Annotated in this window: 17 protein-coding genes and 2 tRNA genes; 10 read left to right on the top strand and 9 right to left on the bottom strand. The window is 53.2% G+C overall.

Annotated features, from left to right (window positions below; all coding sequences use genetic code 11):
• The first annotated feature begins 140 nt into the window (after positions 1-140).
• From ptrA to recD, 3 genes are read left to right on the top strand one after another with little or no spacing between them, the layout of a single operon-like run.
• Positions 141-3,029 carry a pitrilysin gene (gene ptrA, locus AC3G3F_RS07045; protein ID WP_088733723.1) on the top strand — a complete coding sequence of 963 codons (2,889 nt, stop codon included), beginning with the start codon at positions 141-143 and terminating at the stop codon, positions 3,027-3,029.
• On the top strand, positions 3,022-6,567 hold the full coding sequence (gene recB, locus AC3G3F_RS07040; protein WP_088733724.1) for an exodeoxyribonuclease V subunit beta: 3,546 nt from the start codon (positions 3,022-3,024) through the stop codon (positions 6,565-6,567). Before ptrA ends, recB begins: the two co-directional genes overlap by 8 nt.
• Positions 6,564-8,399 carry an exodeoxyribonuclease V subunit alpha gene (gene recD / locus AC3G3F_RS07035; RefSeq protein ID WP_053510878.1) on the top strand — a complete coding sequence of 612 codons (1,836 nt, stop codon included), beginning with the start codon at positions 6,564-6,566 and terminating at the stop codon, positions 8,397-8,399. Before recB ends, recD begins: the two co-directional genes overlap by 4 nt.
• A 102-nt stretch (positions 8,400-8,501) precedes the next feature.
• On the opposite strand, the gene argA is transcribed toward recD, so the two are convergent.
• Complete coding sequence (gene argA, locus AC3G3F_RS07030) at positions 8,502-9,833, bottom strand: amino-acid N-acetyltransferase (RefSeq protein ID WP_023249256.1); 1,332 nt, start codon at positions 9,831-9,833, stop codon at positions 8,502-8,504.
• A 232-nt stretch (positions 9,834-10,065) separates the two neighbouring features.
• On the opposite strand from argA, the gene amiC reads away from it, so the two are divergent.
• Positions 10,066-11,319: an N-acetylmuramoyl-L-alanine amidase AmiC gene (gene amiC / locus AC3G3F_RS07025; RefSeq protein ID WP_000011921.1), complete on the top strand. Its 1,254-nt coding sequence runs from the start codon at positions 10,066-10,068 to the stop codon at positions 11,317-11,319.
• Between the two features lie 109 nt (positions 11,320-11,428).
• Here the strand turns inward: amiC and AC3G3F_RS07020 are convergent.
• A tRNA-Met gene (locus AC3G3F_RS07020) sits at positions 11,429-11,505 on the bottom strand.
• Positions 11,506-11,534: 29 nt separating this feature from the next.
• A tRNA-Met gene (locus tag AC3G3F_RS07015) sits at positions 11,535-11,611 on the bottom strand.
• Positions 11,612-11,818: 207 nt separating this feature from the next.
• Between AC3G3F_RS07015 and mltA the strand changes: the two genes are divergently transcribed.
• Both mltA and tcdA read left to right on the top strand, forming a co-directional pair.
• Complete coding sequence (gene mltA, locus AC3G3F_RS07010; RefSeq protein WP_063390780.1) at positions 11,819-12,907, top strand: murein transglycosylase A; 1,089 nt, start codon at positions 11,819-11,821, stop codon at positions 12,905-12,907.
• A 125-nt stretch (positions 12,908-13,032) separates the two neighbouring features.
• Positions 13,033-13,839, top strand: coding sequence for a tRNA cyclic N6-threonylcarbamoyladenosine(37) synthase TcdA (gene tcdA / locus AC3G3F_RS07005; RefSeq protein ID WP_063390779.1), 807 nt, complete (start codon positions 13,033-13,035; stop codon positions 13,837-13,839).
• A gap of 54 nt (positions 13,840-13,893) precedes the next feature.
• Here the strand turns inward: tcdA and rarD are convergent, their stop codons facing one another.
• The 3 genes from rarD to csdA form a co-directional block, all read right to left on the bottom strand.
• Positions 13,894-14,781 carry an EamA family transporter RarD gene (gene rarD / locus AC3G3F_RS07000; RefSeq protein ID WP_077944428.1) on the bottom strand — a complete coding sequence of 296 codons (888 nt, stop codon included), beginning with the start codon at positions 14,779-14,781 and terminating at the stop codon, positions 13,894-13,896.
• Positions 14,782-15,080: 299 nt separating this feature from the next.
• Entirely contained in the window at positions 15,081-15,524 is a 444-nt protein-coding gene (gene csdE / locus AC3G3F_RS06995; protein ID WP_070804271.1) for a cysteine desulfurase sulfur acceptor subunit CsdE, read from the bottom strand.
• Positions 15,524-16,729: a cysteine desulfurase CsdA gene (gene csdA / locus AC3G3F_RS06990; RefSeq protein WP_070804272.1), complete on the bottom strand. Its 1,206-nt coding sequence runs from the start codon at positions 16,727-16,729 to the stop codon at positions 15,524-15,526. The genes csdE and csdA overlap by 1 nt, the downstream gene beginning before the upstream one ends.
• A 192-nt stretch (positions 16,730-16,921) precedes the next feature.
• Between csdA and AC3G3F_RS06985 the strand changes: the two genes are divergently transcribed.
• The 4 genes from AC3G3F_RS06985 (at position 16,922) to rlmM (ending at position 19,920) form a co-directional block, all read left to right on the top strand.
• The gene (locus AC3G3F_RS06985; protein ID WP_000750392.1) at positions 16,922-17,149 is read left to right on the top strand and encodes a YgdI/YgdR family lipoprotein; all 228 of its coding nucleotides are present in this window, start codon (positions 16,922-16,924) and stop codon (positions 17,147-17,149) included.
• Positions 17,150-17,495: 346 nt separating this feature from the next.
• Positions 17,496-18,413 (top strand): glycine cleavage system transcriptional regulator GcvA, encoded by a 918-nt coding sequence (gcvA, locus tag AC3G3F_RS06980; protein WP_000044409.1) that lies wholly within the window; start codon positions 17,496-17,498, stop codon positions 18,411-18,413.
• Between the two features lie 18 nt (positions 18,414-18,431).
• On the top strand, positions 18,432-18,827 hold the full coding sequence (locus AC3G3F_RS06975) for a DUF423 domain-containing protein (RefSeq protein WP_000203913.1): 396 nt from the start codon (positions 18,432-18,434) through the stop codon (positions 18,825-18,827).
• Positions 18,820-19,920: a 23S rRNA (cytidine(2498)-2'-O)-methyltransferase RlmM gene (gene rlmM, locus AC3G3F_RS06970; RefSeq protein WP_053529407.1), complete on the top strand. Its 1,101-nt coding sequence runs from the start codon at positions 18,820-18,822 to the stop codon at positions 19,918-19,920. Before AC3G3F_RS06975 ends, rlmM begins: the two co-directional genes overlap by 8 nt.
• A gap of 49 nt (positions 19,921-19,969) precedes the next feature.
• Here rlmM and fucR read toward each other — a convergent pair whose 3' ends face one another.
• From fucR to fucK, 3 genes are read right to left on the bottom strand one after another with little or no spacing between them, the layout of a single operon-like run.
• A complete protein-coding gene (fucR, locus tag AC3G3F_RS06965; protein WP_488394707.1) occupies positions 19,970-20,689 on the bottom strand; it encodes an L-fucose operon activator in 720 nt (239 codons plus the stop codon).
• A gap of 57 nt (positions 20,690-20,746) precedes the next feature.
• Entirely contained in the window at positions 20,747-21,169 is a 423-nt protein-coding gene (fucU, locus tag AC3G3F_RS06960) for an L-fucose mutarotase (protein ID WP_023249264.1), read from the bottom strand.
• Between the two features lies 1 nt (position 21,170).
• On the bottom strand, positions 21,171-22,589 hold the full coding sequence (gene fucK, locus AC3G3F_RS06955) for an L-fuculokinase (RefSeq protein WP_023249265.1): 1,419 nt from the start codon (positions 22,587-22,589) through the stop codon (positions 21,171-21,173).
• Positions 22,590-22,619 lie beyond the last annotated feature (30 nt).

The following is a 22,619-nucleotide window of genomic DNA, read 5'->3' as shown; positions in this document are numbered from 1 at the left end:
GATGCGCTCTTCGTCACAGACTGATTACTGATAAAAAGATGCTGCCTGGTTCAGCACAATAATATCCCGTTCTGCTCAGGTTGATGGTTTATGTGGCCATAGAGATGAGTGGGACTGAAAGTTAATGATGAGGTCCGTGAATGCCCCGCAGCATCTGGTTCAAAGCGTTATTGTTGTTGGTCGCCCTCTGGGGGCCTGTAGTTCAGGCGGCTATCGGTTGGCAACCGCTGCAAGAAACTATCCGTAAAAGCGATAAAGATACCCGGCAGTATCAGGCGATACGTCTTGATAATGATATGGTGGTATTGCTGGTATCCGATCCGCAGGCTGTAAAGTCTCTTTCAGCGTTAGTGGTGCCCGTTGGATCGCTTGAAGATCCTGAGACTCATCAGGGGCTTGCTCATTACCTTGAGCATATGTGTCTGATGGGGTCAAAAAAATATCCGCAGGCGGATAGCCTTGCCGAATACCTTAAAAGACATGGCGGTAGCCACAACGCCAGCACCGCGCCTTATCGAACAGCCTTCTACCTGGAGGTTGAAAACGATGCGCTTCCAGGCGCCGTAGATCGCCTGGCCGACGCCATTGCCGCGCCATTGCTCGATAAAAAGTACGCCGAACGCGAACGAAACGCGGTGAACGCCGAGCTGACGATGGCGCGCACCCGCGACGGTATGCGCATGGCGCAGGTAAGCGCCGAAACCATTAACCCGGCGCACCCAGGCTCGCACTTTTCTGGCGGCAATCTGGAAACGCTAAGCGATAAGCCGGGCAATCCGGTGCAACAGGCGTTGATCGCTTTTCATGAAAAATACTATTCAGCTAATCTGATGAAGGCGGTGATTTACAGTAATAAACCCTTGCCGGAGCTGGCGCGTATTGCCGCAGCAACCTATGGCCGCGTGCCGAATAAACAGATTAAAAAACCGGAAATTACCGTACCTGTCGTCACCGACGCGCAGAAGGGCATCATTATTCATTACGTGCCGGCGCTACCGCGTAAAGTACTGCGCGTGGAGTTTCGTATTGATAACAATAGCGCGCAGTTCCGTAGCAAGACTGATGAACTGGTCTCTTATCTGATTGGCAATCGTAGCCCGGGGACGCTCTCTGACTGGCTGCAAAAACAAGGTCTGGTCGAAGGTATTAGCGCGGATTCCGATCCGATTGTTAATGGTAACAGCGGCGTATTTGCCATTTCGGCAACGCTGACCGATAAAGGTTTGGCCAATCGTGATGAAGTCGTCGCGGCTATCTTCAGCTATCTCAATATGTTACGCGAAAAAGGGATAGATAAACGTTACTTTGACGAGCTGGCGCATGTGCTGGATCTCGACTTCCGCTATCCGTCGATTACCCGCGATATGGATTATGTAGAGTGGCTGGCGGACACCATGATCCGCGTCCCGGTAGCGCATACGCTGGATGCGGTGAATATCGCCGATCGTTACGATCCTGCCGCTATCAAAAATCGCCTGGCGATGATGACGCCGCAGAATGCGCGCATCTGGTATATCAGTCCCGAGGAACCACATAATAAGACTGCGTATTTTGTGGATGCGCCCTATCAGGTCGATAAGATTAGCGAACAGACGTTTAAAAACTGGCAGCAAAAAGCACAGGGCATTGCGTTGTCCCTGCCGGAGTTAAACCCCTATATTCCTAATGATTTTACGCTTGTTAAGAATGACAAAAACTACGTGCGGCCAGAACTGATTGTCGATAAAGCGGATTTGCGCGTGGTTTATGCGCCGAGTCGTTATTTCGCCAGCGAGCCAAAAGCTGACGTGAGCGTGGTATTGCGTAACCCGCAGGCGATGGACAGCGCCCGCAATCAGGTATTGTTCGCCCTTAATGATTATCTGGCGGGAGTGGCGCTCGATCAGCTCAGCAACCAGGCGGCAGTGGGCGGCATTAGCTTTTCCACTAACGCCAACAATGGTCTGATGGTCAATGCGGACGGTTATACCCAGCGTTTGCCGCAGCTTTTCCTGGCGTTGCTGGAAGGATATTTTAGCTACGACGCCACGGAAGAACAGCTGGCGCAGGCGAAGTCCTGGTATACGCAGATGATGGATTCTGCGGAGAAGGGAAAAGCCTACGAACAGGCGATTATGCCGGTGCAGATGATTTCGCAGGTGCCTTATTTTTCCCGTGATGAACGTCGCGCTTTGCTGCCGTCCATTACGTTGAAAGAGGTGATAGCCTATCGTAATGCGTTAAAAACGGGCGCTCGTCCGGAATTTCTGGTTATAGGGAATATGAGCGAAGCCCAGGCGACCACTCTGGCACAAGATGTTCAAAAACAGCTCGCGGCGAACGGATCGGCGTGGTGTCGCAACAAAGAAGTGGTGGTTGAGAAAAAGCAGTCCGTAGTATTTGAAAAAGCGGGCAGTAGCACCGACTCCGCGTTAGCTGCGGTCTTTGTCCCGGTCGGCTACGACGAGTACGTCAGCGCCGCCTACAGCGCGATGTTAGGTCAGATTGTTCAACCGTGGTTTTACAATCAGTTACGAACCGAAGAGCAACTGGGATACGCCGTTTTCGCCTTTCCGATGAGCGTTGGCCGTCAGTGGGGAATGGGATTCCTGCTACAGAGCAACGATAAACAGCCTTCTTACCTGTGGCAACGCTATCAGGCATTTTTCCCTGACGCCGAGACGAAGCTGAGGGCGATGAAGCCGGAAGAGTTCGCACAAATTCAGCAGGCGATTATTACGCAAATGCGCCAGGCGCCGCAGACGCTGGGCGAAGAAGCATCCCGGTTAAGCAAGGATTTCGATCGGGGTAATATGCGCTTCGACTCGCGTGATAAAATCATCGCTCAGATAAAATTGCTGACGCCGCAAAAACTTGCTGACTTCTTCCATCAGGCTGTGGTGGAGCCGCAAGGCATGGCAATATTGTCACAGATTGCCGGTAGCCAGAATGGGAAAGCAGAATACGTGCATCCGACAGGCTGGAAAGTGTGGGATAACGTCAGCGCATTGCAGCAAACTTTACCCTTGATGAGCGAAAAGAATGAATGATGTCGCCGAGACTCTTGATCCTCTGCGCTTACCCCTTACAGGCGAGCGTCTGATTGAAGCGTCAGCGGGTACAGGCAAAACGTTTACTATCGCGGCGCTGTATTTGCGGCTACTGCTCGGCTTAGGCGGCGGCGCCGCATTTCCCCGCCCGCTGACCGTTGAAGAACTGCTGGTGGTAACGTTTACGGAGGCTGCCACTGAAGAGTTGCGTGGGCGAATCCGCAGTAATATCCATGAGTTGCGCATCGCCTGTCTGCGGGAAAGCACGGATAATCCGCTGTACGCCCGTTTGCTGGAAGAAATTGGCGACAAAAAGCAGGCCGCGCAGTGGTTATTACTGGCTGAACGACAAATGGACGAGGCCGCGGTCTTTACCATCCACGGTTTTTGCCAGCGTATGCTCAGCCTGAACGCTTTCGAATCCGGCATGTTGTTTGAACAACAGCTTATTGAAGACGAATCTCTGTTGCGTTATCAGGCTTGCGCCGATTTCTGGCGGCGTCATTGCTATCCGCTGCCGCGCGACATCGCGCAGGTGGTGTTTGACGTGTGGAAGGGGCCGAAGGCGCTTTTAAAAGATATCGATCGTTATCTGCAGGGCGAAGCGCCGGTCATTAAAGCGCCGCCATTGCAGGAGGAGACGCTGGCATCGCGTCATGAACAGATCCTGGGGCGCATCAACCAGGTGAAGCAGCAGTGGCGTGAGGCGGTTAGCGAGCTGGACGCGCTGATCGAATCATCCGGCATCGATCGCAGAAAATTCAACCGCGGCAATCAGGCGAAATGGATCGAAAAGATCACCGCGTGGGCGCAAGAAGAGACGAAAAATTATCAATTACCCGAGGCGCTGGGGAAATTTTCACAGCGTTTTTTAGCTGAGCGCACCAAGGCTGGCGGCGTGACGCCCCAGCACCCATTGTTTGTCGCCATTGATAACCTGTTGGGCGAACCGCTATCGATTAAAGATCTGGTCCTTACCCGGGCGCTCTCAGAGATCCGTGAAACAGTGGCTCAGGAAAAACGACGGCGCGGTGAGCTGGGATTTGACGATATGCTCAGCCGTTTAGATACAGCGCTGCGTAGTGAAAGCGGCGAGGCGCTGGCTGCGGCGATTCGTACCCGCTTCCCGGTGGCGATGATCGATGAATTTCAGGATACCGATCCACAACAGTACCGTATTTTTCGCCGTATCTGGCGACATCAACCCGATACGGCGCTATTACTGATAGGCGATCCTAAACAGGCGATTTATGCGTTTCGCGGCGCGGATATCTTTACCTACATGAAGGCCCGCAGCGAAGTGAGCGCGCACTATACGCTTGACACTAACTGGCGTTCCGCGCCGGGGATGGTGAATAGCGTTAACAAGCTGTTCAGTCAGATGAACGATGCCTTTATGTTCCGCGATATTCCCTTCAGTCCGGTAAAGTTTGCGCACAGAAACCAGTCGCTGCAATTTAAAGTGAATGACACTCCTCAACCGGCGATGACCCTGTGGCTAATGGAGGGGGAAAGCTGCGGCTCGGGCGATTACCAAAGCTGTATGGCTCAGGTGTGCGCCACGCAAATTCGCGACTGGCTGCGCGCCGGACAAACGGGCGACGCGCTGCTGATGAACGGCGATGTGTCGCGGCCGGTTCGCGCCTCGGATATCAGCGTGTTGGTACGCAGCAGGCGGGAAGCCGCGCTGATACGGGATGCTCTGACCTTACTGGCGATTCCCTCCGTCTATCTTTCTAACCGCGACAGCGTATTCGAAACGCTCGAAGCGCAGGAAATGCTATGGGTATTGCAGGCGGTGATGGCGCCCGAACGTGAGAATACGCTGCGTAGCGCTCTGGCGACATCGATGATGGGCCTTACCGCGCTGGATATCGAAACGCTTAACAATGATGAAAATGCGTGGGATGCGGTTGTCGAAGAGTTTGATGGCTACCGGCAGATTTGGCATAAACGCGGCGTGATGCCTATGCTGCGCGCGCTAATGTCGGCGCGCAATATTGCTGAAAACCTGCTGGCGACGGCGGGAGGCGAACGTCGGCTGACGGATATTCTGCATATTAGCGAACTGTTACAGGAAGCCGGTTCGCAACTGGAAAGCGAACATGCGCTGGTGCGTTGGCTGGCGCAACATATCCTTGAACCCGATAGCAATGCTTCCAGCCAGCAACTACGTCTGGAAAGCGATAAGCATCTGGTGCAAATCGTCACCATCCATAAATCGAAAGGTCTGGAATATCCGCTGGTCTGGCTACCTTTTATCACCCATTTCCGCGTGCAGGATCAGGCTTTTTATCACGACAGGCACTCTTACGAAGCGGTGCTGGACCTTAGCCACGCTGAAGAGAGCATAGAACTGGCGGAAGCCGAACGCCTGGCGGAAGATCTGCGCCTACTTTATGTCGCGCTGACCCGGGCAGTGTGGCACTGCAGCCTCGGCGTCGCGCCGCTGGTGCGGCGTCGCAGTGATAAGAAAGGCGAGACGGATGTGCACCAAAGTGCGCTTGGGCGGCTCCTGCAAAAAGGCGAACCGATGGATGCCGCAGGCCTTCGCGGCTGTATTGAGGCGCTATGTGACGAGGATATCGTGTGGCGCACGCCGGGCAATACGGATAACGACCGCTGGCAAATTGCCGCTGCATCGCACGCGGAACTCAGCGCCAGAATACTGCAACGCCTGCCTTATGATAGCTGGCGCGTCACCAGTTATTCCGGTTTGCAACAGCGGGGGCATAGCGTGGCGCAAGATCTTATTCCTCGCCTCGACATTGACGCCGCAGGCGTTGGCGAAGCGGCGGAAGCGTCGGCAATGACGCCACATCACTTTCCTCGCGGGGCATCACCGGGAACATTTTTGCACAGCCTGTTTGAAGATCTTGATTTTACTCAGCCTATAGATCCCCATTGGGTACAGGAAAAACTGGAGCTGAGCGGTTTTGAGACGCGATGGGAACCCGTGCTTACCCGCTGGCTGGACACCGTGTTGCACGTTCCCCTTAACGAGACGGGCGTCAGTCTGAGCGTGCTGACCGAGCGTGAAAAACAGGTCGAAATGGAGTTTTATCTCCCGATCGTCCAGCCGCTTACTGCCAGAGAGTTGGATGCGTTGATTCGTCGATACGACCCGCTTTCAGCAAGCTGCCCGGCGCTGGATTTCATGCAGGTTCGCGGCATGTTAAAGGGCTTTATCGACCTGGTGTTCCGTTATGAGGGGCGCTATTACCTGCTCGACTATAAATCCAACTGGCTGGGCGAGGATAGCGCCGCTTATACCCAGACGGCGATGGCTACGGCGATGCAGGCGCATCGCTATGATTTGCAGTACCAGCTTTATACGCTGGCATTGCACCGTTACCTTCGTCATCGAATGGCGAATTACGACTATGAACGCCATTTCGGCGGCGTCATCTATCTCTTTTTACGCGGGGTGGATAGCGAACGTCCACAGCAGGGTATTTTTACCACTCGCCCTGCGGCGGCGTTAATTAACCAACTGGATGACATGTTTGCAGGTGAAATGAGTGAGGAGGCGCAATGACAATCCAGGAGCGGTTACTGGAGGCCGTTGGACAAAAACTATTACGGCCCATTGATGCCCAGTTTGCTTTAACCGTCGCCGGTAACGACGATCCCGCCGTGACGCTGGCGGCGGCGCTGCTTAGCCATGACGCGGGCGAAGGTCACGTGTGTCTGCCGTTATCGCGTTTAATGTTAACGGAGGAGGCGCATCCCTTACTGGTCGCGTGGATAAGCGAAACGGCTACGCCAATCGACTGGAAAAAACGGTTACTGGCGTCGGCGGCGGTGAGCTGTGGCGATAGCCCCGCGCCGTTAATTTTGTGTGGCGATCGTCTCTACTTGAATCGAATGTGGTGTAACGAGCGTACGGTTGCGCGCTTTTTTAACGAGGTTAACCAGGCCATCGACGTAGATGAAGCGCAGTTGTCCCGTATTCTGGACGCGCTTTTCCCTACGACTGACGAAGTGAACTGGCAAAAAGTGGCCGCCGCCGTAGCGCTAACTCGTCGTATCTCCGTAATTTCAGGCGGTCCCGGCACCGGTAAAACCACCACCGTCGCGAAGCTGCTGGCGGCATTAATTCAAATGGCGGATGGCGAACGTTGCCGTATCCGACTGGCGGCGCCGACGGGGAAAGCGGCTGCACGCCTGACGGAGTCGCTCGGCGCGGCGTTGCGTCAGCTTCCTCTTACTGATGCGCAGAAAAAACGTATACCGGAGGACGCCAGTACGCTGCACCGACTGTTAGGCGCACAGCCCGGTAGCCAGCGATTACGCCATCATGCGGGTAACCCGCTGCATCTGGACGTGCTGGTGGTCGATGAAGCATCAATGATTGATTTGCCGATGATGTCACGTTTGATTGACGCTCTGCCGCCGCACGGGCGGGTCATTTTTCTTGGCGATCGCGATCAGTTGGCATCCGTTGAGGCGGGCGCTGTGTTGGGCGATATTTGCGCCTATGTCAACGCAGGGTTTACGGCGGAACGCGCCCGGCAGCTAAGTCGGCTAACAGGGTGCGCCATTCCGGCTGGGGCCGGAACGCAAGCCGCCTCTTTGCGCGATAGCCTCTGTTTGTTGCAAAAGAGCTACCGTTTCGGCAGCGATTCCGGTATCGGCAAGCTGGCGGCGGCGATTAACTGCGGCGACAGGTCGGCAATCCAGGCTGTTTTTCAGCAGGGCTTTAGTGATATAGAGAAGCGTACATTACAAAGCAGCGACGATTATGCCGGGATGCTGGATGAAGCGCTGGCGGGCTATGGTCGCTACCTGCGGTTGCTGCATGAGAAAGCGACGCCGGAGGCAATCCTTCAGGCTTTCAATGAGTATCAATTGCTTTGCGCGCTGCGCGAAGGCCCATTTGGCGTGGGGGGACTGAATGACCGTATTGAGCAGGCGATGGTTCAGCAGCGAAAAATTCACCGGCATCCGCATTCTCGCTGGTATGAAGGGCGTCCGGTAATGATTGCGCGCAACGATAGCGCGTTGGGGTTATTTAACGGCGATATTGGTATTGCGCTCGATCGCGGACAGGGGCTACGCGTCTGGTTTGCGATGCCGGACGGCGCGATCAAGTCCGTTCAGCCCAGCCGCCTGCCGGAACATGACACAACCTGGGCGATGACGGTACATAAATCACAGGGGTCTGAATTTGATCACGCCGCGCTGATTTTACCCAGCCAGCGTTCGCCGGTCGTGACGCGGGAGCTGGTGTATACTGCCGTTACACGGGCACGGCGGCGTTTATCGCTGTATGCCGATGAACGGATCCTGGCAGGCGCGATTGTGACGCGTACGGAACGGCGCAGCGGGTTAGCCACCTTATTTGATGAAGTCAGTCGTACCGGATAAGACGAGTTCTCGCCGGACGGCGACGCATAGCGTCTTGTCCGGCCTACAAACGATGCTTTCGAGCGTAGACCTGATAGGCGCAGCGCCCTCAGGCAACCCTTGTTACCCTAAATCAGCCATCAGCACCTTTGAACGCCGCTGATAGTTATACATTTTTTTCTTGCTCTCTGGCAGTAACTCAATATCGACAGGCGTGAAACCGCGCTCCTGGAACCAGTGAATACTGCGCGTCGTCAGCACAAACAATTTACTCAGCCCCATTTGCCGCGCCTGGGCGGCAACCCGCTCCAGAAGCATTTCTCCACGCGATGAGCTGCGATAATCCGGATGCACTGCTACGCAGGCCATTTCGCCTATCTTCTCTTCCACAAAAGGATACAGCGCCGCGCAGGCGATAGTCATATTATCGCGCTGAATAATGGTAAATTTATCGATTTCCATCTCCAGTTGTTCGCGGGAACGGCGTACCAGAATGCCCTGCTGTTCCAGTGGGCGGATAAGCTCCAGAATACCGCCAATATCGTTGATGGTGGCGCGGCGAATCTGCTCGGCGCTCTCCATGACGATCTGTGTGCCGATACCGTCACGCGAGAACAATTCCTGTAATAGCGCGCCATCTTCCTGATAGCTGATCAGATGGCAACGACGGACGCCGCTACGACAGGCTTTTACCGCGCCGCGCAAAAAACGTACGGTGCCGGAGTTGTAATCGCCCTGCGCTTCCAACTCTTCCACCCGCGCCTGCGCTTCATTCGGGAAGAGTTCAGAAATGATGCCGCCCTCACTATTGGTAACGCCCTGAGAAGAACAGAAACCGATCATTTTTTCCGCTTTCAGTTTAACGGCGAGTTGAGTGGCAATCTCTTCTGAAGTCAGATTAAAACTTTCGCCGGTCACTGAGACAGCGACAGGCCCCATTAGAACAATCGCGCCGTTATCCAACTGGCGGTTGATGGCATCTTCATCAATTCGACGGATACGACCGCTATGGCAGTAGTCCACGCCATCATCAACGCCCAGCGGTTGCGCAATGGTGAAATTGCCGCTGACGACATTAATGTGCGCGCCCTGCAACGGCGTATTGTTCAGACTCATCGACAGACGGGCGGTAATATCAAGCTGGAGTAAACCGGCGGCCTGTTTCACCAGCTCCAGCGCTTTGGCGTCCGTCACCCGCGTGTTTTTGTGGTAAATCGGTTCATGCTGATGCGCGGCCAGATTGGCGTCGATTTGTGGTCGTGCGCCATACACCACGACCAGGCGAATACCGAGACTATGTAACAGTCCGATATCGTTAACAATACTGGAAAAATTGTCGTGCTCAATGGCTTCGCCGCCGAGCATAATGACAAAGGTTTTTCCGCGATGGGTATTGATATAGGGAACCGAATGGCGAAACCCCTCTACCAGTTCGGTTCTACGTTCCTTTATCATTGTGCGCCCCAGTAGTGAATTATTATTCGAAATTATCGTATTTTTATTCTGTTTTTGTCTTGTGTGCAAGCGTAAATTTTATGCGGACCGATCGCTTTTCTTAGTAATGCCGTGAATATAAAAAGAATGTTTACCCTTTTATAGATGACAGATTATGCGTCATTCGCTAAAGTTTCCGGTCAATTTGGATGAACTTTGTATGATCTCTATTTAGTTTTTGCTCGGGAGAAGCATGTCGGGAGCCAATTCAGCAATCAGCCGTCGCCGTTTACTACAAGGCGCGGGCGCCATGTGGCTATTAAGCGTGAGCCAGGTCGGGCTGGCTGCCGTAAGCCAGGTCGTTGCGGTGCGTATCTGGCCTGCGTCCAGCTATACCCGCGTCACGGTAGAGTCGAATCGTCTGCTGAAATATAAACAATTTGCCTTAAGTAACCCGGATCGCGTGGTTGTGGATATTGAGGATGTGAATCTGAACTCGGTGCTTAAAGGTATTGGCGCGCAGATTCGCAGCGACGATCCGTATATTAAATCCGCAAGAGTAGGGCAGTTTGATCCTAAGACTGTGCGTATGGTCTTTGAGCTAAAACAAAACGTGAAGCCGCAGCTATTTGCGCTGGCGCCTGTGGCAGGCTTTAAAGAACGCCTGGTGATGGATCTTTATCCTGCCAATGCGCAGGATATGCAGGATCCGCTGCTGGCGCTGCTGGAAGACTACAATAAAGGCGATCTGGATAAGCAGGTGCCGCCTTCGCAAAGCGGGCCGCAGCCCGGTAAAGCGGGGCGCGATCGTCCCATTGTCATTATGCTTGATCCGGGACACGGCGGCGAAGATCCGGGCGCGATAGGCAAATACAAAACGCGTGAAAAAGACGTGGTGCTCCAGATAGCCCGCCGCCTGCGAGCGTTGATCGAAAAAGAAGGCAACATGAAGGTCTATATGACGCGCAATGAAGACATCTTCATTCCGTTAAAAGTCCGGGTGGCGAAAGCGCAGAAACAGCGCGCCGACCTGTTTGTCTCTATTCATGCGGATGCCTTCACCAGCCGGCAGCCTAGCGGTTCATCCGTATTCGCGCTATCGACCAAAGGCGCCACCAGTACCGCGGCGAAATATCTGGCGCAAACGCAGAACGCCTCGGACTTAATTGGCGGCGTGAGCAAAAGCGGCGACCGTTATGTCGACCATACGATGTTCGATATGGTGCAATCACTGACCATTGCCGATAGTTTGAAATTCGGTAAAGCGGTGCTGAAGCAGCTTGGTAAAGTTAATGACCTGCATAAAAACAAGGTCGAGCAGGCGGGGTTCGCGGTGTTAAAAGCGCCCGATATTCCGTCTATTCTGGTCGAGACAGCGTTTATCAGTAACATTGAAGAAGAACGCAAGCTCAAGACCGCCACGTTCCAGCAACAAGTCGCAGAGTCAATTCTGGCGGGCATTAAAGCGTATTTTGCCGATGGGGCGACGCTGGCGAGAAGAAGTTAACCTGATATGACGGAGAGCTTATTGCGCGGGTAAGTAGGATACTGCCCGCACTGTCGTTGCGGACCGGACGACAGAAACAAAAAAACACCCGTAAGGGTGTTAATTAAGTTGGTTGCGGGGGCCGGATTTGAACCGACGACCTTCGGGTTATGAGCCCGACGAGCTACCAGGCTGCTCCACCCCGCGTCCGTCTAAACTTTCATTCTCATTGTAATTGGTTGCGGGGGCCGGATTTGAACCGACGACCTTCGGGTTATGAGCCCGACGAGCTACCAGGCTGCTCCACCCCGCGTCCGTGGATGCGCACTATACTCCGCTGAGCTTTTGTTGCAACCCTTTTTTAATATAAATCGCTAATTTCTCATGGATTGCGCAAATACGCCGCAGATAGCGCGATTTTTAAACGAATTTACATAATGAGATAGCGATCGCATTTCATTACCCTGGACGGTTTGTTATCTTCACCGGGCACTTACGATTATGCAGAAGATGAGACACCATGAAAGGACGTTGGGCAAAATATGTGGCGACAGGCGTAATGCTGGCAATGCTGGCTGCCTGTTCATCAAAACCGACCGATCGCGGTCAGCAATATAAGGACGGGAAATTTACCCAGCCCTTCTCCCTGGTAAACCAGCCGGACGCGGTGGGCGCGCCGATTAATGCCGGTGACTTTGCCGAGCAGGTCGACCAGATCCGTTCCGCGTCGCCGCGTTTATACACTAATCAAAGCAACGTCTATAACGCTGTCCAGAACTGGTTACGTTCCGGAGGCGATACGCGCACTATGCGTCAGTTTGGTATCGATGCCTGGCAGATGGAGGGCACCGACAACTACGGTAACGTCCAGTTCACGGGCTACTATACACCCGTCGTTCAGGCTCGCCATACGCGCCAGGGCGCGTTCCAGTACCCTATCTATAGTATGCCGCCAAAACGCGGACGCTTACCGTCCCGCGCCCAGATCTACGCAGGCGCGCTGAGCGATAAGTACATCCTGGCCTACAGTAATTCGCTGATGGATAACTTTATTATGGATGTTCAGGGCAGCGGCTATATTGATTTCGGCGACGGTAGTCCGCTGAACTTCTTTAGTTATGCGGGTAAAAACGGTTGGCCCTATCGCAGTATTGGTAAAGTGCTTATCGATCGCGGTGAAGTGAAAAAAGAAGATATGTCGATGCAGGCTATACGCGAATGGGGAGAAAAGCACAGCGAAGCGGAAGTGCGTGAATTGTTGGAGCAGAACCCGTCGTTCGTCTTCTTTAAGCCGCAATCTTTTGCGCCGGTGAAAGGCGCCAGCGCCGTACCGCTGATTGGACGCGCGTCCGTCGCCTCCGACAGCAGTATTATTCCGCCCGGCACTACTTTGCTGGCGGAAGTGCCGTTGCTGGATAACAACGGTAAATTTAGTGGTCAATATGAGCTACGTTTAATGGTCGCGCTGGACGTCGGCGGAGCGATTAAAGGCCAGCATTTTGATATTTACCAGGGTATTGGCCCGGACGCTGGGCATCGTGCCGGATGGTATAATCACTATGGTCGCGTTTGGGTGTTAAAAACGGCGCCGGGCACCGGGCACCTGTAACGTGTTTAGCGGCTGATTGTGGTATTCTGCAATAACTGTATTGTCCGATAACGAGAGCGTTATCGGACCTGAAAACATTGAGCAGGGGTGAGGGATAACCTCACCTTTTTTTATTCTGAGGTCATATGTCTGTGGTGATAAGTGATGCCTGGCGTCAACGATTTGGCGGCACCGCGCGTCTGTACGGTGAAAAAGCGCTGCAGCGGTTTGCCGAGGCGCATATCTGCGTCGTGGGAATCGGCGGGGTGGGATCATGGGCGGCAGAGGCGCTGGCGCGTACTGGCATCGGCGCGATTACGCTGATTGATATGGATGATGTCTGTGTGACCAATACGAACCGCCAGATCCATGCGTTGCGCGATAACGTCGGGTTGGCGAAAGCGGAAGTGATGGCCGAACGGATTCGTCAAATTAACCCGGAGTGCCGGGTAACGGTTATCGATGATTTTATCACGCCGGATAATGTGGCGGGTTATATGAACGCGGGTTTTACCTATGTCATTGACGCCATTGACAGCGTTCGCCCGAAAGCCGCGCTGATTGCGTACTGTCGCCGATATAAGATTCCTTTAGTGACCACTGGCGGCGCGGGCGGGCAGATCGATCCAACGCAAATCCAGGTCGTTGATTTGGCGAAAACCATCCAGGACCCGCTGGCGGCAAAATTGCGCGAGCGATTGAAACATGATTTTGGCGTAGTGAAGAACAGCAAAGGTAAGCTGGGTGTAGACTGCGTTTTTTCCACCGAAGCGCTGGTTTACCCACAGTCGGACGGTTCTGTATGCGCGATGAAAGCCACCGCAGAAGGGCCAAAACGGATGGATTGCGCCTCCGGCTTCGGTGCGGCGACGATGGTGACGGCAACGTTCGGTTTTGTCGCTGTTTCCCATGCGCTGAAGAAGATCATGGCTAAAGCGGCGCGACAGGGGTAAAAGGACGGGGCGGAGAGTCACGCAGACGCGTGTTATCCAGCCCTGCCCCCTTTGTTAGCGAAAGAAGCGATGTACCCTGCCAAGCACCGGTTTCAGACGGGAGCGAAGATAATGAGAATATAAATTTTCAGATATGCATAGAAACAACCCGAACCATACCGCAGAAAAGCAGAGCAGTTCCGCATAATTAATGTGCTCGCCAAATATCATAATGGCAAGTAAGAACTGTAAAGATGGCTCTATATATTGCGCCAGACCGGTGACAATCAGTGAAGTGTGATTTAACGCGATGGCAAATAATACCAGCGGAATAATCGTCACTGGCGCCGTCATGACATATAAAAAGAAAGGAGTATTAGCAGATATAATCGGTCCGGCATCGCTAAAGAGAAAAATTAATAGTGAGACAGGCAACGCCCATAATGTTTCAATCGTTATAGAGGTCATCACATCATAATGTATAAACTTTCGCGCCAGGCCATATAACGCAAATGATAATCCCATTGTTAGCGCCAGTGCCGGAAAATGCCGTAGCATGATAATTTGAAACGTCAGGCCACAGACGCCGGAGAAAACCGCGATGGCCTGAAACAACGAAAGTTTTTCTTTAAGAAAAATGCATCCCAGCGCAATAACAAATAGCGGGTTGATAAAATAGCCGAGGCTGGCATCAAGTACCAGATGATTAGTTAGCGCATAAATAAAGGATGACCATGAGACGATCATCAAGAGTCCGGCGATCATGCAGAAGAAAAAGGATTTTTTATCTTTCCAGGCATCATGAAAACGCGTTCGCTGCCGAAATAACAACCTTACCGCCAGTAATAATGGAATCGACCAGAAAACCCGGTATATCAATATTTGTGCGAGATTACCCCCTGATAAATATTGATAGTATAAAGGTGTTAACCCCCATAATATAAATGCCAGTACCACAAGCATGGGGCCGTTACGCAGATATTTTTCCACTTATCCATATCCTGTTATATCATCACCCGATGCGTATGAATTTTCCAGCTCTCCTGCTACGCTAAATCGGGTGGTTTTATTTACTATAAAATCTTCACGCCGTTTTAACATGAATTCTAACATTGTCATTTCATTGTGATAGCTGATAAAAATCAAAAGAATGTTTATCAGGGAAATCTGATACCGAAAATAATAAAGTCACTGGATTATTCTATCAGTACCACCTGATAGCGTCAGGCGGTACTGTCAGGCAACAGAATATTTACGCTATTTCAATGCTCATGCGTCGCGGCAACAATCGCTTCACTCAGCGCGTTCAGCCCCTGACTACGTGAGGCGCTAAGCTGGGTGCGTAAGCCCAGCTCATCAAACAGCGCCAGCGGGGAACGAGCCTGCAGTTCGGCGGCGTTTTTTCCTTCCACCGCGGTGAGCAATACCGCCAGCAGGCCGCGGACAATCCGCCCCTCGCTGTCGCCGAAAAAGTGCATAGTGCCGTTATCTGACCGGGTAAAGCCCAGCCAGACGCGGTTCTCGCAACCGGCTATCTCTTTCGCCTGCGCTTTGCATTCATCCGGCAGAGCGGGGAGCTGTTTTCCTAACAGAATTAGCTGACGATATTTATCTTCCCACTGGGTCAGCGGGATAAAGATAGCGCGTAACGTCTCTTCCGTTATCGTTGTGCCGAACGGGTGTCCGGTATAAAGAGGGTTTGTCATTAATCCACCAGCAGTTCCAGTGCGCGGTCAACGGCGTTAACCAACGCATCCACATCATGTTGGGTATTATACGGGGCAAAAGAGGCGCGCAGAGTCCCTGTTACGCCAAGTTCCGCCAGCAATGGCTGGGCGCAATGTTGCCCGGCCCGGAGCGCAATACCGTATTCCGCCAGCAGCGTCACCATATCGCCGTGGTGTACGCCGACAAAATCAAAGGCCAACAGACTGGAGTCCTGGCAGCGGAACGAGCGAAAGCCCGGCCGTTTCGCCAATGCGTCTTCCGCCAGCGTCGCCAGCCCCCGGCTCCAGTTTTCGGCTTGTTCAATATCGACGTCGGACAGCCATTCCAGCGCAGCGCTCAGGCCAATGACACCGGCGACGTTAGGCGTTCCCGCTTCCAGCTTCCAGGGAGCGCTTTGCGTGGTGAAACCTTCAAAGCTAACGTCACGGATCATCTTGCCGCCGCCAAGCCAGGGCGACATCGCCTCAAGGAAATCCGGCTTACCGTACAGCACGCCGATACCGGTTGGACCATACAGTTTGTGAGCGGAAAAAGCATAAAAATCGATATCAAGCTGCTGGACATCCGCCGGGAAGTGTACCGCGCCTTGCGCGCCATCCACCATCACTACCATTCCCACCGCGTGAGCGGCGCTGATAGCGTGCGCGAGATCCGGGCAGCCGCCCGTTACGTTCGACATTTGCCCTAGTGCCAGAATCCGGCTGCGCGACGTGATCAGCTCCGGCAGACGCTCAACATCAGGAAGACGTCGGTCATTAAGCGGCAGTTTTATGACGTGCGCGCCGGTTTGTTGCGCTACCATCAGCCAGGGCACAAGGTTGGCGTGATGCTCGGCGACGCTAACGATAATTTCATCGCCGGGGCGCAGACGGGAACGAGCGTAACACTGCGCCACCATGTTGATCGCTTCGGTGGTACCGCGTGTCCAGACGATACTTTTTTCATCGGGCGCGTTTAACAGCCGCGCTGCTTTTGCTCTGGCCGCTTCATATTGCGCCGTCAGGCGCTGCGCCTGTGCGAACTGGCTACGATGAACGTTACCGGCGCTCAAACGATAAAACTGGTGCGTGGCGTCAATCACCGCCTGCGGCTTTAATGCCGTGGCGGCGCTATCGAGATAAACACCCGCATCGGTTAGCGCGGGAAACTGCGCGCGAAACTGCGTGGGATTAAAAGCGTTCATGATATTCCTCGGTTCAGTTTACCGATCGTGGCGTAAAAGTGCGGCTGATACAAGGTTTGTCCTAACCATCGGAATCGTCTGTATATCCTGGCGAATTATGTAAAGGAGGTTATGCTGAATAATGTTAGGCGAATGTTTAAGCCTGTTACGGAGTCCGCTTTAAATAGCACAAACAGCTTTAAGGAGAAGAAGATGAAAAAGACTGCCGCAATTATCTCTGCATGTATGCTGACTTTTGCCCTGAGCGCCTGTTCCGGTCCTAATTACGTTATGCACACCAATGACGGACGTAGCATTGTGACCGACGGTAAACCCCAGACCGATAACGATACCGGTATGATTTCGTATAAAGACGCTAATGGCAACAAACAGCAGATCAATCGTACTGACGTGAAAGAGATGGTGGCTCTGGAAGACTAACCGTTTGTTATGCAAAAAAAAGCACCGCAATATGGCGGTGCTACATTAATCACTATGGACAGACAGGGTAAATGTACAGGAAGTGAAAAAGGGTAGCTTTGCTACCGTGGTCTGAATAGCAGACCAATTGCAAACACAACAACACAACATCACAACCGTAAGCCAAAAGCCCATCAGAACACGCATTCCGATAAAACTTTTCGTTCCGGCTCAGGAAGTGCCGCCACTATAGGTATTTGCTGGTAGAACCTCAACGGACAATTTATAATGTCTCAGATTAAAAAAACTAATAGGTTACATAGTGTTACCTATTTGTTAAATTCATTCGACATTAAGTCCAGAGGCCATGTCAAAACGATTACCTCCTTTAAATGCTTTACGCGTTTTTGATGCTGCCGCGCGCCACTTAAGTTTTACGCGGGCAGCGGAAGAACTTTTTGTGACGCAGGCCGCAGTAAGCCACCAAATCAAGTCACTTGAGGATTTTTTGGGGCTAAAACTGTTTCGCCGCCGCAATCGTTCGCTGCTGCTGACGGAAGAAGGCCAAAGCTATTTTCTCGACATTAAAGAGATATTTTCCCAGCTAACGGAAGCAACGCGTAAGCTCCAGGCGCGTAGCGCCAAAGGGGCGCTGACGGTGAGTTTACCGCCCAGTTTTGCTATCCAGTGGCTGGTGCCCAGACTCTCTAGCTTTAACTCAGCTTATCCGGGAATTGACGTCAGGATACAAGCCGTTGACCGTCAGGAGGATAAACTGGCAGACGATGTCGATGTCGCGATTTTTTATGGCCGCGGAAACTGGCCGGGCTTGCGCGTCGAAAAATTATACGCAGAATATTTACTGCCCGTCTGTTCCCCTTTATTACTCACAGGCGAAAAACCATTAAAGACGCCGGAAGATCTGGCGAAACATACGCTATTGCACGATGCCTCCCGGCGTGACTGGCAGGCCTATACTCGTCAGTTAGGGCTCAACCATATTAATGTCCAGCAAGGGCCGATATTTAGCCACAGCGCGATGGTGCTACAGGCCGCTATTCACGGACAGGGGATCGCGCTGGCGAATAATGTCATGGCGCAGTCTGAAATTGAAGCCGGGCGACTGGTGTGCCCATTCAATGATGTTCTGGTGAGTAAAAATGCTTTTTATCTGGTTTGTCATGACAGCCAGGCAGAACTGGGTAAAATAGCCGCCTTCCGTCAGTGGATTTTGGCGAAGGCGGCGACGGAACAAGAAAAATTCCGTTTTCGTTACGAACAATAATTAACTTAGGGTATGACCATGACCAGCCGTTTTATGCTGATTGTCGCCGCTATCAGCGGTTTTATTTACGTTGCTCTGGGCGCGTTTGGGGCGCATGTTTTGAGTAAAACCCTGGGCGTGGTTGAAATGGGCTGGATTCAGACCGGCCTGCAATATCAGGCGTTCCATACGCTGGCGATCTTTGGTCTGGCGGTGGCGATGCAGCGCCGTATCAGCATCTGGTTTTACTGGAGCAGCGTTTTTCTGGCGCTGGGTACGGTGCTGTTTAGCGGCAGCCTGTACTGTCTTGCGCTTTCGCATTTGCGCCTGTGGGCGTATATCACGCCTGTCGGCGGCGTCAGTTTCCTGGTAGGCTGGGCGCTATTGCTGATTGGCGCTATTCGTATGAAACGTAAGGGCGCGAGCCATGAATAAAGTTGTATTGCTCTGCCGTCCGGGGTTTGAAAAAGAGTGCGCCGCAGAAATTACCGATAAAGCAGGAAAACGGGAAATATTTGGTTTTGCGCGCGTAAAAGAGAACGCAGGCTATGTCATTTATGAATGCTACCAGCCGGAAGATGGCGAAAAGCTGATTTCCGAACTGCCGTTCAGTTCGCTGATTTTCGCCCGCCAGTGGTTTGTGGTGGGCGAACTGCTGCAACATTTACCACCGGAAGACAGAATTACGCCGATTGTCGGAATGTTGCAGGGCGTAGTGGAAAAGGGCGGCGAGCTACGGGTTGAAGTCGCCGACACGAATGAAAGTAAAGAACTGATGAAGTTCTGCCGCAAATTTACGGTGCCGCTGCGTGCGGCTTTGCGGGATACGGGAGTATTGACGAATTATGAAACGCCGAAGCGTCCGGTAGTCCATGTCTTTTTTATCGCGCCAGGATGCTGTTATACCGGTTATTCGTTCGCGCATAACAATTCACCGTTTTATATGGGCATCCCGCGTTTGAAGTTTCCGTCCGATGCGCCGAGCCGCTCAACGCTGAAACTGGAAGAGGCGCTCCACGTTTTCATCCCGGAAGATGAGTGGGATGAACGTCTGGCGAACGGCATGTATGCGGTGGATTTGGGCGCCTGTCCAGGCGGATGGACTTACCAGTTAGTGAAGCGCAACATGTGGGTCTACTCCGTAGATAACGGCCCAATGGCGCAAAGCCTGATGGATACCGGACAGGTGACCTGGCTGCGCGAGGATGGCTTCAGGTATCGTCCGAACCGGAATAATATTTCGTGGATGGTCTGCGATATGGTGGAGAAGCCGGCCAAAGTCACCGCGTTGATGGCGCAGTGGCTGGTGAACGGCTGGTGTCGGGAGACGATTTTTAATCTTAAACTGCCGATGAAAAAACGCTATGAAGAGGTGTCGCATAACCTGGCGTATCTTCAGGCGCAGTTGGATGAGCATGGCGTTAATGCGCAGATCCAGGCGCGTCAGCTTTATCACGATCGCGAAGAGGTGACGGTGCACGTGCGTCGTTTGTGGGCGGCCGTCGGCGGGCGTCGCGACGAGCGATAAAAACGCGCAGTCGCCATCCAGCGTGTAATCAGTACTGGATGGCGCACGCTTATCCGGCCAACGACTGCGGCGCATCTGAAACAATATGCGTCACGTTATCCAGATGCCCGATGCGCGCCTCTCCCGAACGATTAAATTTACTTTTATCAATCAATAATAAAGACTGCGATGCGCGCCTGAGCAGGATAGATTTAAAATCGGCGTTGATCGCATTGGAGTCCCACAGATCGCCGCCGCCGTCGATCCCCTCACAGGAAAAGATGAACAGATCGATATCAAGCGATTTTAACTGTGAGATAAGAGATGGATTAACGTAACAGCCATATTTGCGTTCAAGCTGACCGCCGGAGCTTATCAGCGCAATGTGTTCGCGTTTTCCCAGTTCCTGACAGATAGGATGGCTATTGGTAAAAACCTGAACATGAATATCCGGCAACTGGCGGGCCAGATACCAGCAGGTTGAACTGGCATCCAGCGCAATCGTCATTCCTTCTTCTATCCACGCTAACGCTTCACGGGCAATATCGGCTTTATGCGCATAATGACTTTTCAGACGGATATGGAATGGATCGCCGCTGTCCTGATTTTCACGATGAATATATTTAGCTCGTCCGTGATTACGCAGCACTTTTCCCTGTGTCTGTAGTTCACTGAGATCGCGGCGGATGGTCTCTTTACTGACGTTAAGCCGGGTGGCCAGCGCTTCGGTGGTCAGACTTTTATGATTGATCAGCAGATCGACTATCGCTTGTTGGCGTGCCGCTTTCATTTTTCTCACCCCATCATTCGATGAACGCCCGCGCCATGCGGGCGCACCGACAAGAGATTACGGCGTTACCCCTTTTTTTAAAAGAATATTTCCGTACTTCGCGCACTCACCTGTGATAACGATCGCAAACGCTTTTTGCGCCCGTTCATAAAACGCATAGCGGTTGAGACGAACAATATCCGGGCACGGCGCTTCTAATGACAAGGCGTTCCGATAGCGCGCTTCAACGCTGGGGTCGAGCGTGTCGCCTTCCACGGCAGCCATCATCACCAGCGGTGGAGCGTAGCTATCCAGTTCAAATAGCGGAATAATTGCCCGCAGTAGATCGCTGACGCTAAGACCATCGGCACGAATCACCTGTGGGCCCAGACTCTGCGCGGGAAAGTGAGCGTCGGAAAAAATGATTTCATCCCCGTGGCCCATCTCGGCCAGCACTTTGAGCAGTGTCGGGGAAATTAATGGTGAAATGGTTTTTAACATTTCATACTCCCTCAATAATTTCGGGTTCGGTTTGCGGCCAGAAATAGCGATACTGATAATTGACCTGCGCGCGCGCCTGCTCCGGGCTACTAAATTCGCCTACGCCGTACCAGCCGAACATGGCGGCGCCGGCAACGGTGGTTTCTGCGTCGTCCAGCACTTTGATAGGGATATCAAGATGATTAGCTTTCATTTGATTCCACAAAGTGTTGCGACTGCCGCCGCCAACCAGTAACAGTTCTGTGGCGTTAAAATGACCGATTTTCTCCAGCGTGCGCAGATTACGCTGAAGTTGCGCCGTCAGGCCTTCCAGCGCGGCGCGATAGAAATGGCCGCGGGTGGTATTGAGCGTCACGCCCTGCCAGCCTGCATTTTGACAGGCGAGCAGATCGCACTGCATCCGCACGCCTTCCGTGCCAGCGGGAATAGCGCGCGCTTCGTCGATCAGCGTTTGCCATGGCGTTTCCGGCGTCCACAGCAGTTTTCGTACCCATTCGAGTACTCCGGAGGCCAGCCACTGCATTCCGGGGTTATAAAGCCCCGACTGACTGTCCAGTTCACAGGTTGAGCCCGGATACTGGCTGAGCAGCGAGGTATCCACCTGACCGCTGCGAACCATCAGAATCTCCCACGTTCCGGAGGAGAGTACCGGTTCACCTTGCTGCGCGCCAGCGCCGAATAACGCGAACTGAGTATCGTGTCCGGCAGAGATCACCGGGACACCCGCTGGTAGCCCAAGTAGCCTGGCCGCGTCTGTCTGTAGCGTGCCTATCGGTGCGCCCGCTTCCACGATACGTGGGAACAGGCGGCGCGCCAGGCCTGTCGCCTGCAAGATTTCCGGACTAAAGTCGCGCTGATGGATATCCAGTAGCTGACTGGTGCCAGCCATAGTGATATCGGTCGTAAACTCGCCGGTCAGACGGTGGTTAATCAGCGACGAGATAAACAGCCAGCAGTGAGCTTGCTCCAGCAAGCGCGGATGATTTTCTTTAAGCCAGACCAGCTTATACAGCGTGTTGAAGCTGAACGCGCCGACGCCGGAGAGCGTCTGCAATTGCCGGGGTGAGATATAGCGCTCGATCGTTTCCATCACGGCGGCGGTCCGCGGGCATTTCCAACTAATGACCGGATAGAGCAGCTTGCCCTGTGCATCGACCAGCGCGCCATCGACGCCGAAAGTAGTCACCGTAATACCGCGAACAACACACTCTGACAGGGCGCCGGAGAGTGACCTGCAGCAGTCGGCGAAACGTTGTAGAATGGCGTCCAGCGACCACTGATGCCAGGCGCTATTTTCTACGGTAATGTCGCTGGCATTAGCGATTGAGGCGCGGGCGACAATTTTTCCCTGGCGATCAACGGCGATCGCCCGAACGTTAGTCGCGCCGCAGTCGAGAACCAGGATGACGTCTTGTTTCATAGATAACTCCATAAACGCCGCCGGATGGCG

It is taken from the genome of Salmonella sp. FC25216 (assembly GCF_057751355.1).
The sequence above is the reverse complement of the archived record's forward strand: the minus strand, read 5'-3'. Positions and strand labels throughout refer to the sequence as shown.

Bases quoted from the DNA above. Each gene is read 5' to 3' on its own strand.
- rlmM (WP_053529407.1), top strand. From the start codon at position 18,820: ATGAATAAAGTTGTATTGCTCTGCCGTCCGGGGTTTGAAAAAGAGTGC.
- rarD (WP_077944428.1), bottom strand. From the start codon at position 14,781: ATGCTTGTGGTACTGGCATTTATATTATGGGGGTTAACACCTTTATAC.
- fucK (WP_023249265.1), bottom strand. From the start codon at position 22,589: ATGAAACAAGACGTCATCCTGGTTCTCGACTGCGGCGCGACTAACGTT.
- argA (WP_023249256.1), bottom strand. From the start codon at position 9,833: ATGATAAAGGAACGTAGAACCGAACTGGTAGAGGGGTTTCGCCATTCG.
- recB (WP_088733724.1), top strand. From the start codon at position 3,022: ATGAATGATGTCGCCGAGACTCTTGATCCTCTGCGCTTACCCCTTACA.
- fucR (WP_488394707.1), bottom strand. From the start codon at position 20,689: ATGAAAGCGGCACGCCAACAAGCGATAGTCGATCTGCTGATCAATCAT.
- AC3G3F_RS06985 (WP_000750392.1), top strand. From the start codon at position 16,922: ATGAAAAAGACTGCCGCAATTATCTCTGCATGTATGCTGACTTTTGCC.
- AC3G3F_RS06975 (WP_000203913.1), top strand. From the start codon at position 18,432: ATGACCAGCCGTTTTATGCTGATTGTCGCCGCTATCAGCGGTTTTATT.
- mltA (WP_063390780.1), top strand. From the start codon at position 11,819: ATGAAAGGACGTTGGGCAAAATATGTGGCGACAGGCGTAATGCTGGCA.
- fucU (WP_023249264.1), bottom strand. From the start codon at position 21,169: ATGTTAAAAACCATTTCACCATTAATTTCCCCGACACTGCTCAAAGTG.
- csdA (WP_070804272.1), bottom strand. From the start codon at position 16,729: ATGAACGCTTTTAATCCCACGCAGTTTCGCGCGCAGTTTCCCGCGCTA.
- recD (WP_053510878.1), top strand. From the start codon at position 6,564: ATGACAATCCAGGAGCGGTTACTGGAGGCCGTTGGACAAAAACTATTA.
- tcdA (WP_063390779.1), top strand. From the start codon at position 13,033: ATGTCTGTGGTGATAAGTGATGCCTGGCGTCAACGATTTGGCGGCACC.
- gcvA (WP_000044409.1), top strand. From the start codon at position 17,496: ATGTCAAAACGATTACCTCCTTTAAATGCTTTACGCGTTTTTGATGCT.
- amiC (WP_000011921.1), top strand. From the start codon at position 10,066: ATGTCGGGAGCCAATTCAGCAATCAGCCGTCGCCGTTTACTACAAGGC.
- ptrA (WP_088733723.1), top strand. From the start codon at position 141: ATGCCCCGCAGCATCTGGTTCAAAGCGTTATTGTTGTTGGTCGCCCTC.
- csdE (WP_070804271.1), bottom strand. From the start codon at position 15,524: ATGACAAACCCTCTTTATACCGGACACCCGTTCGGCACAACGATAACG.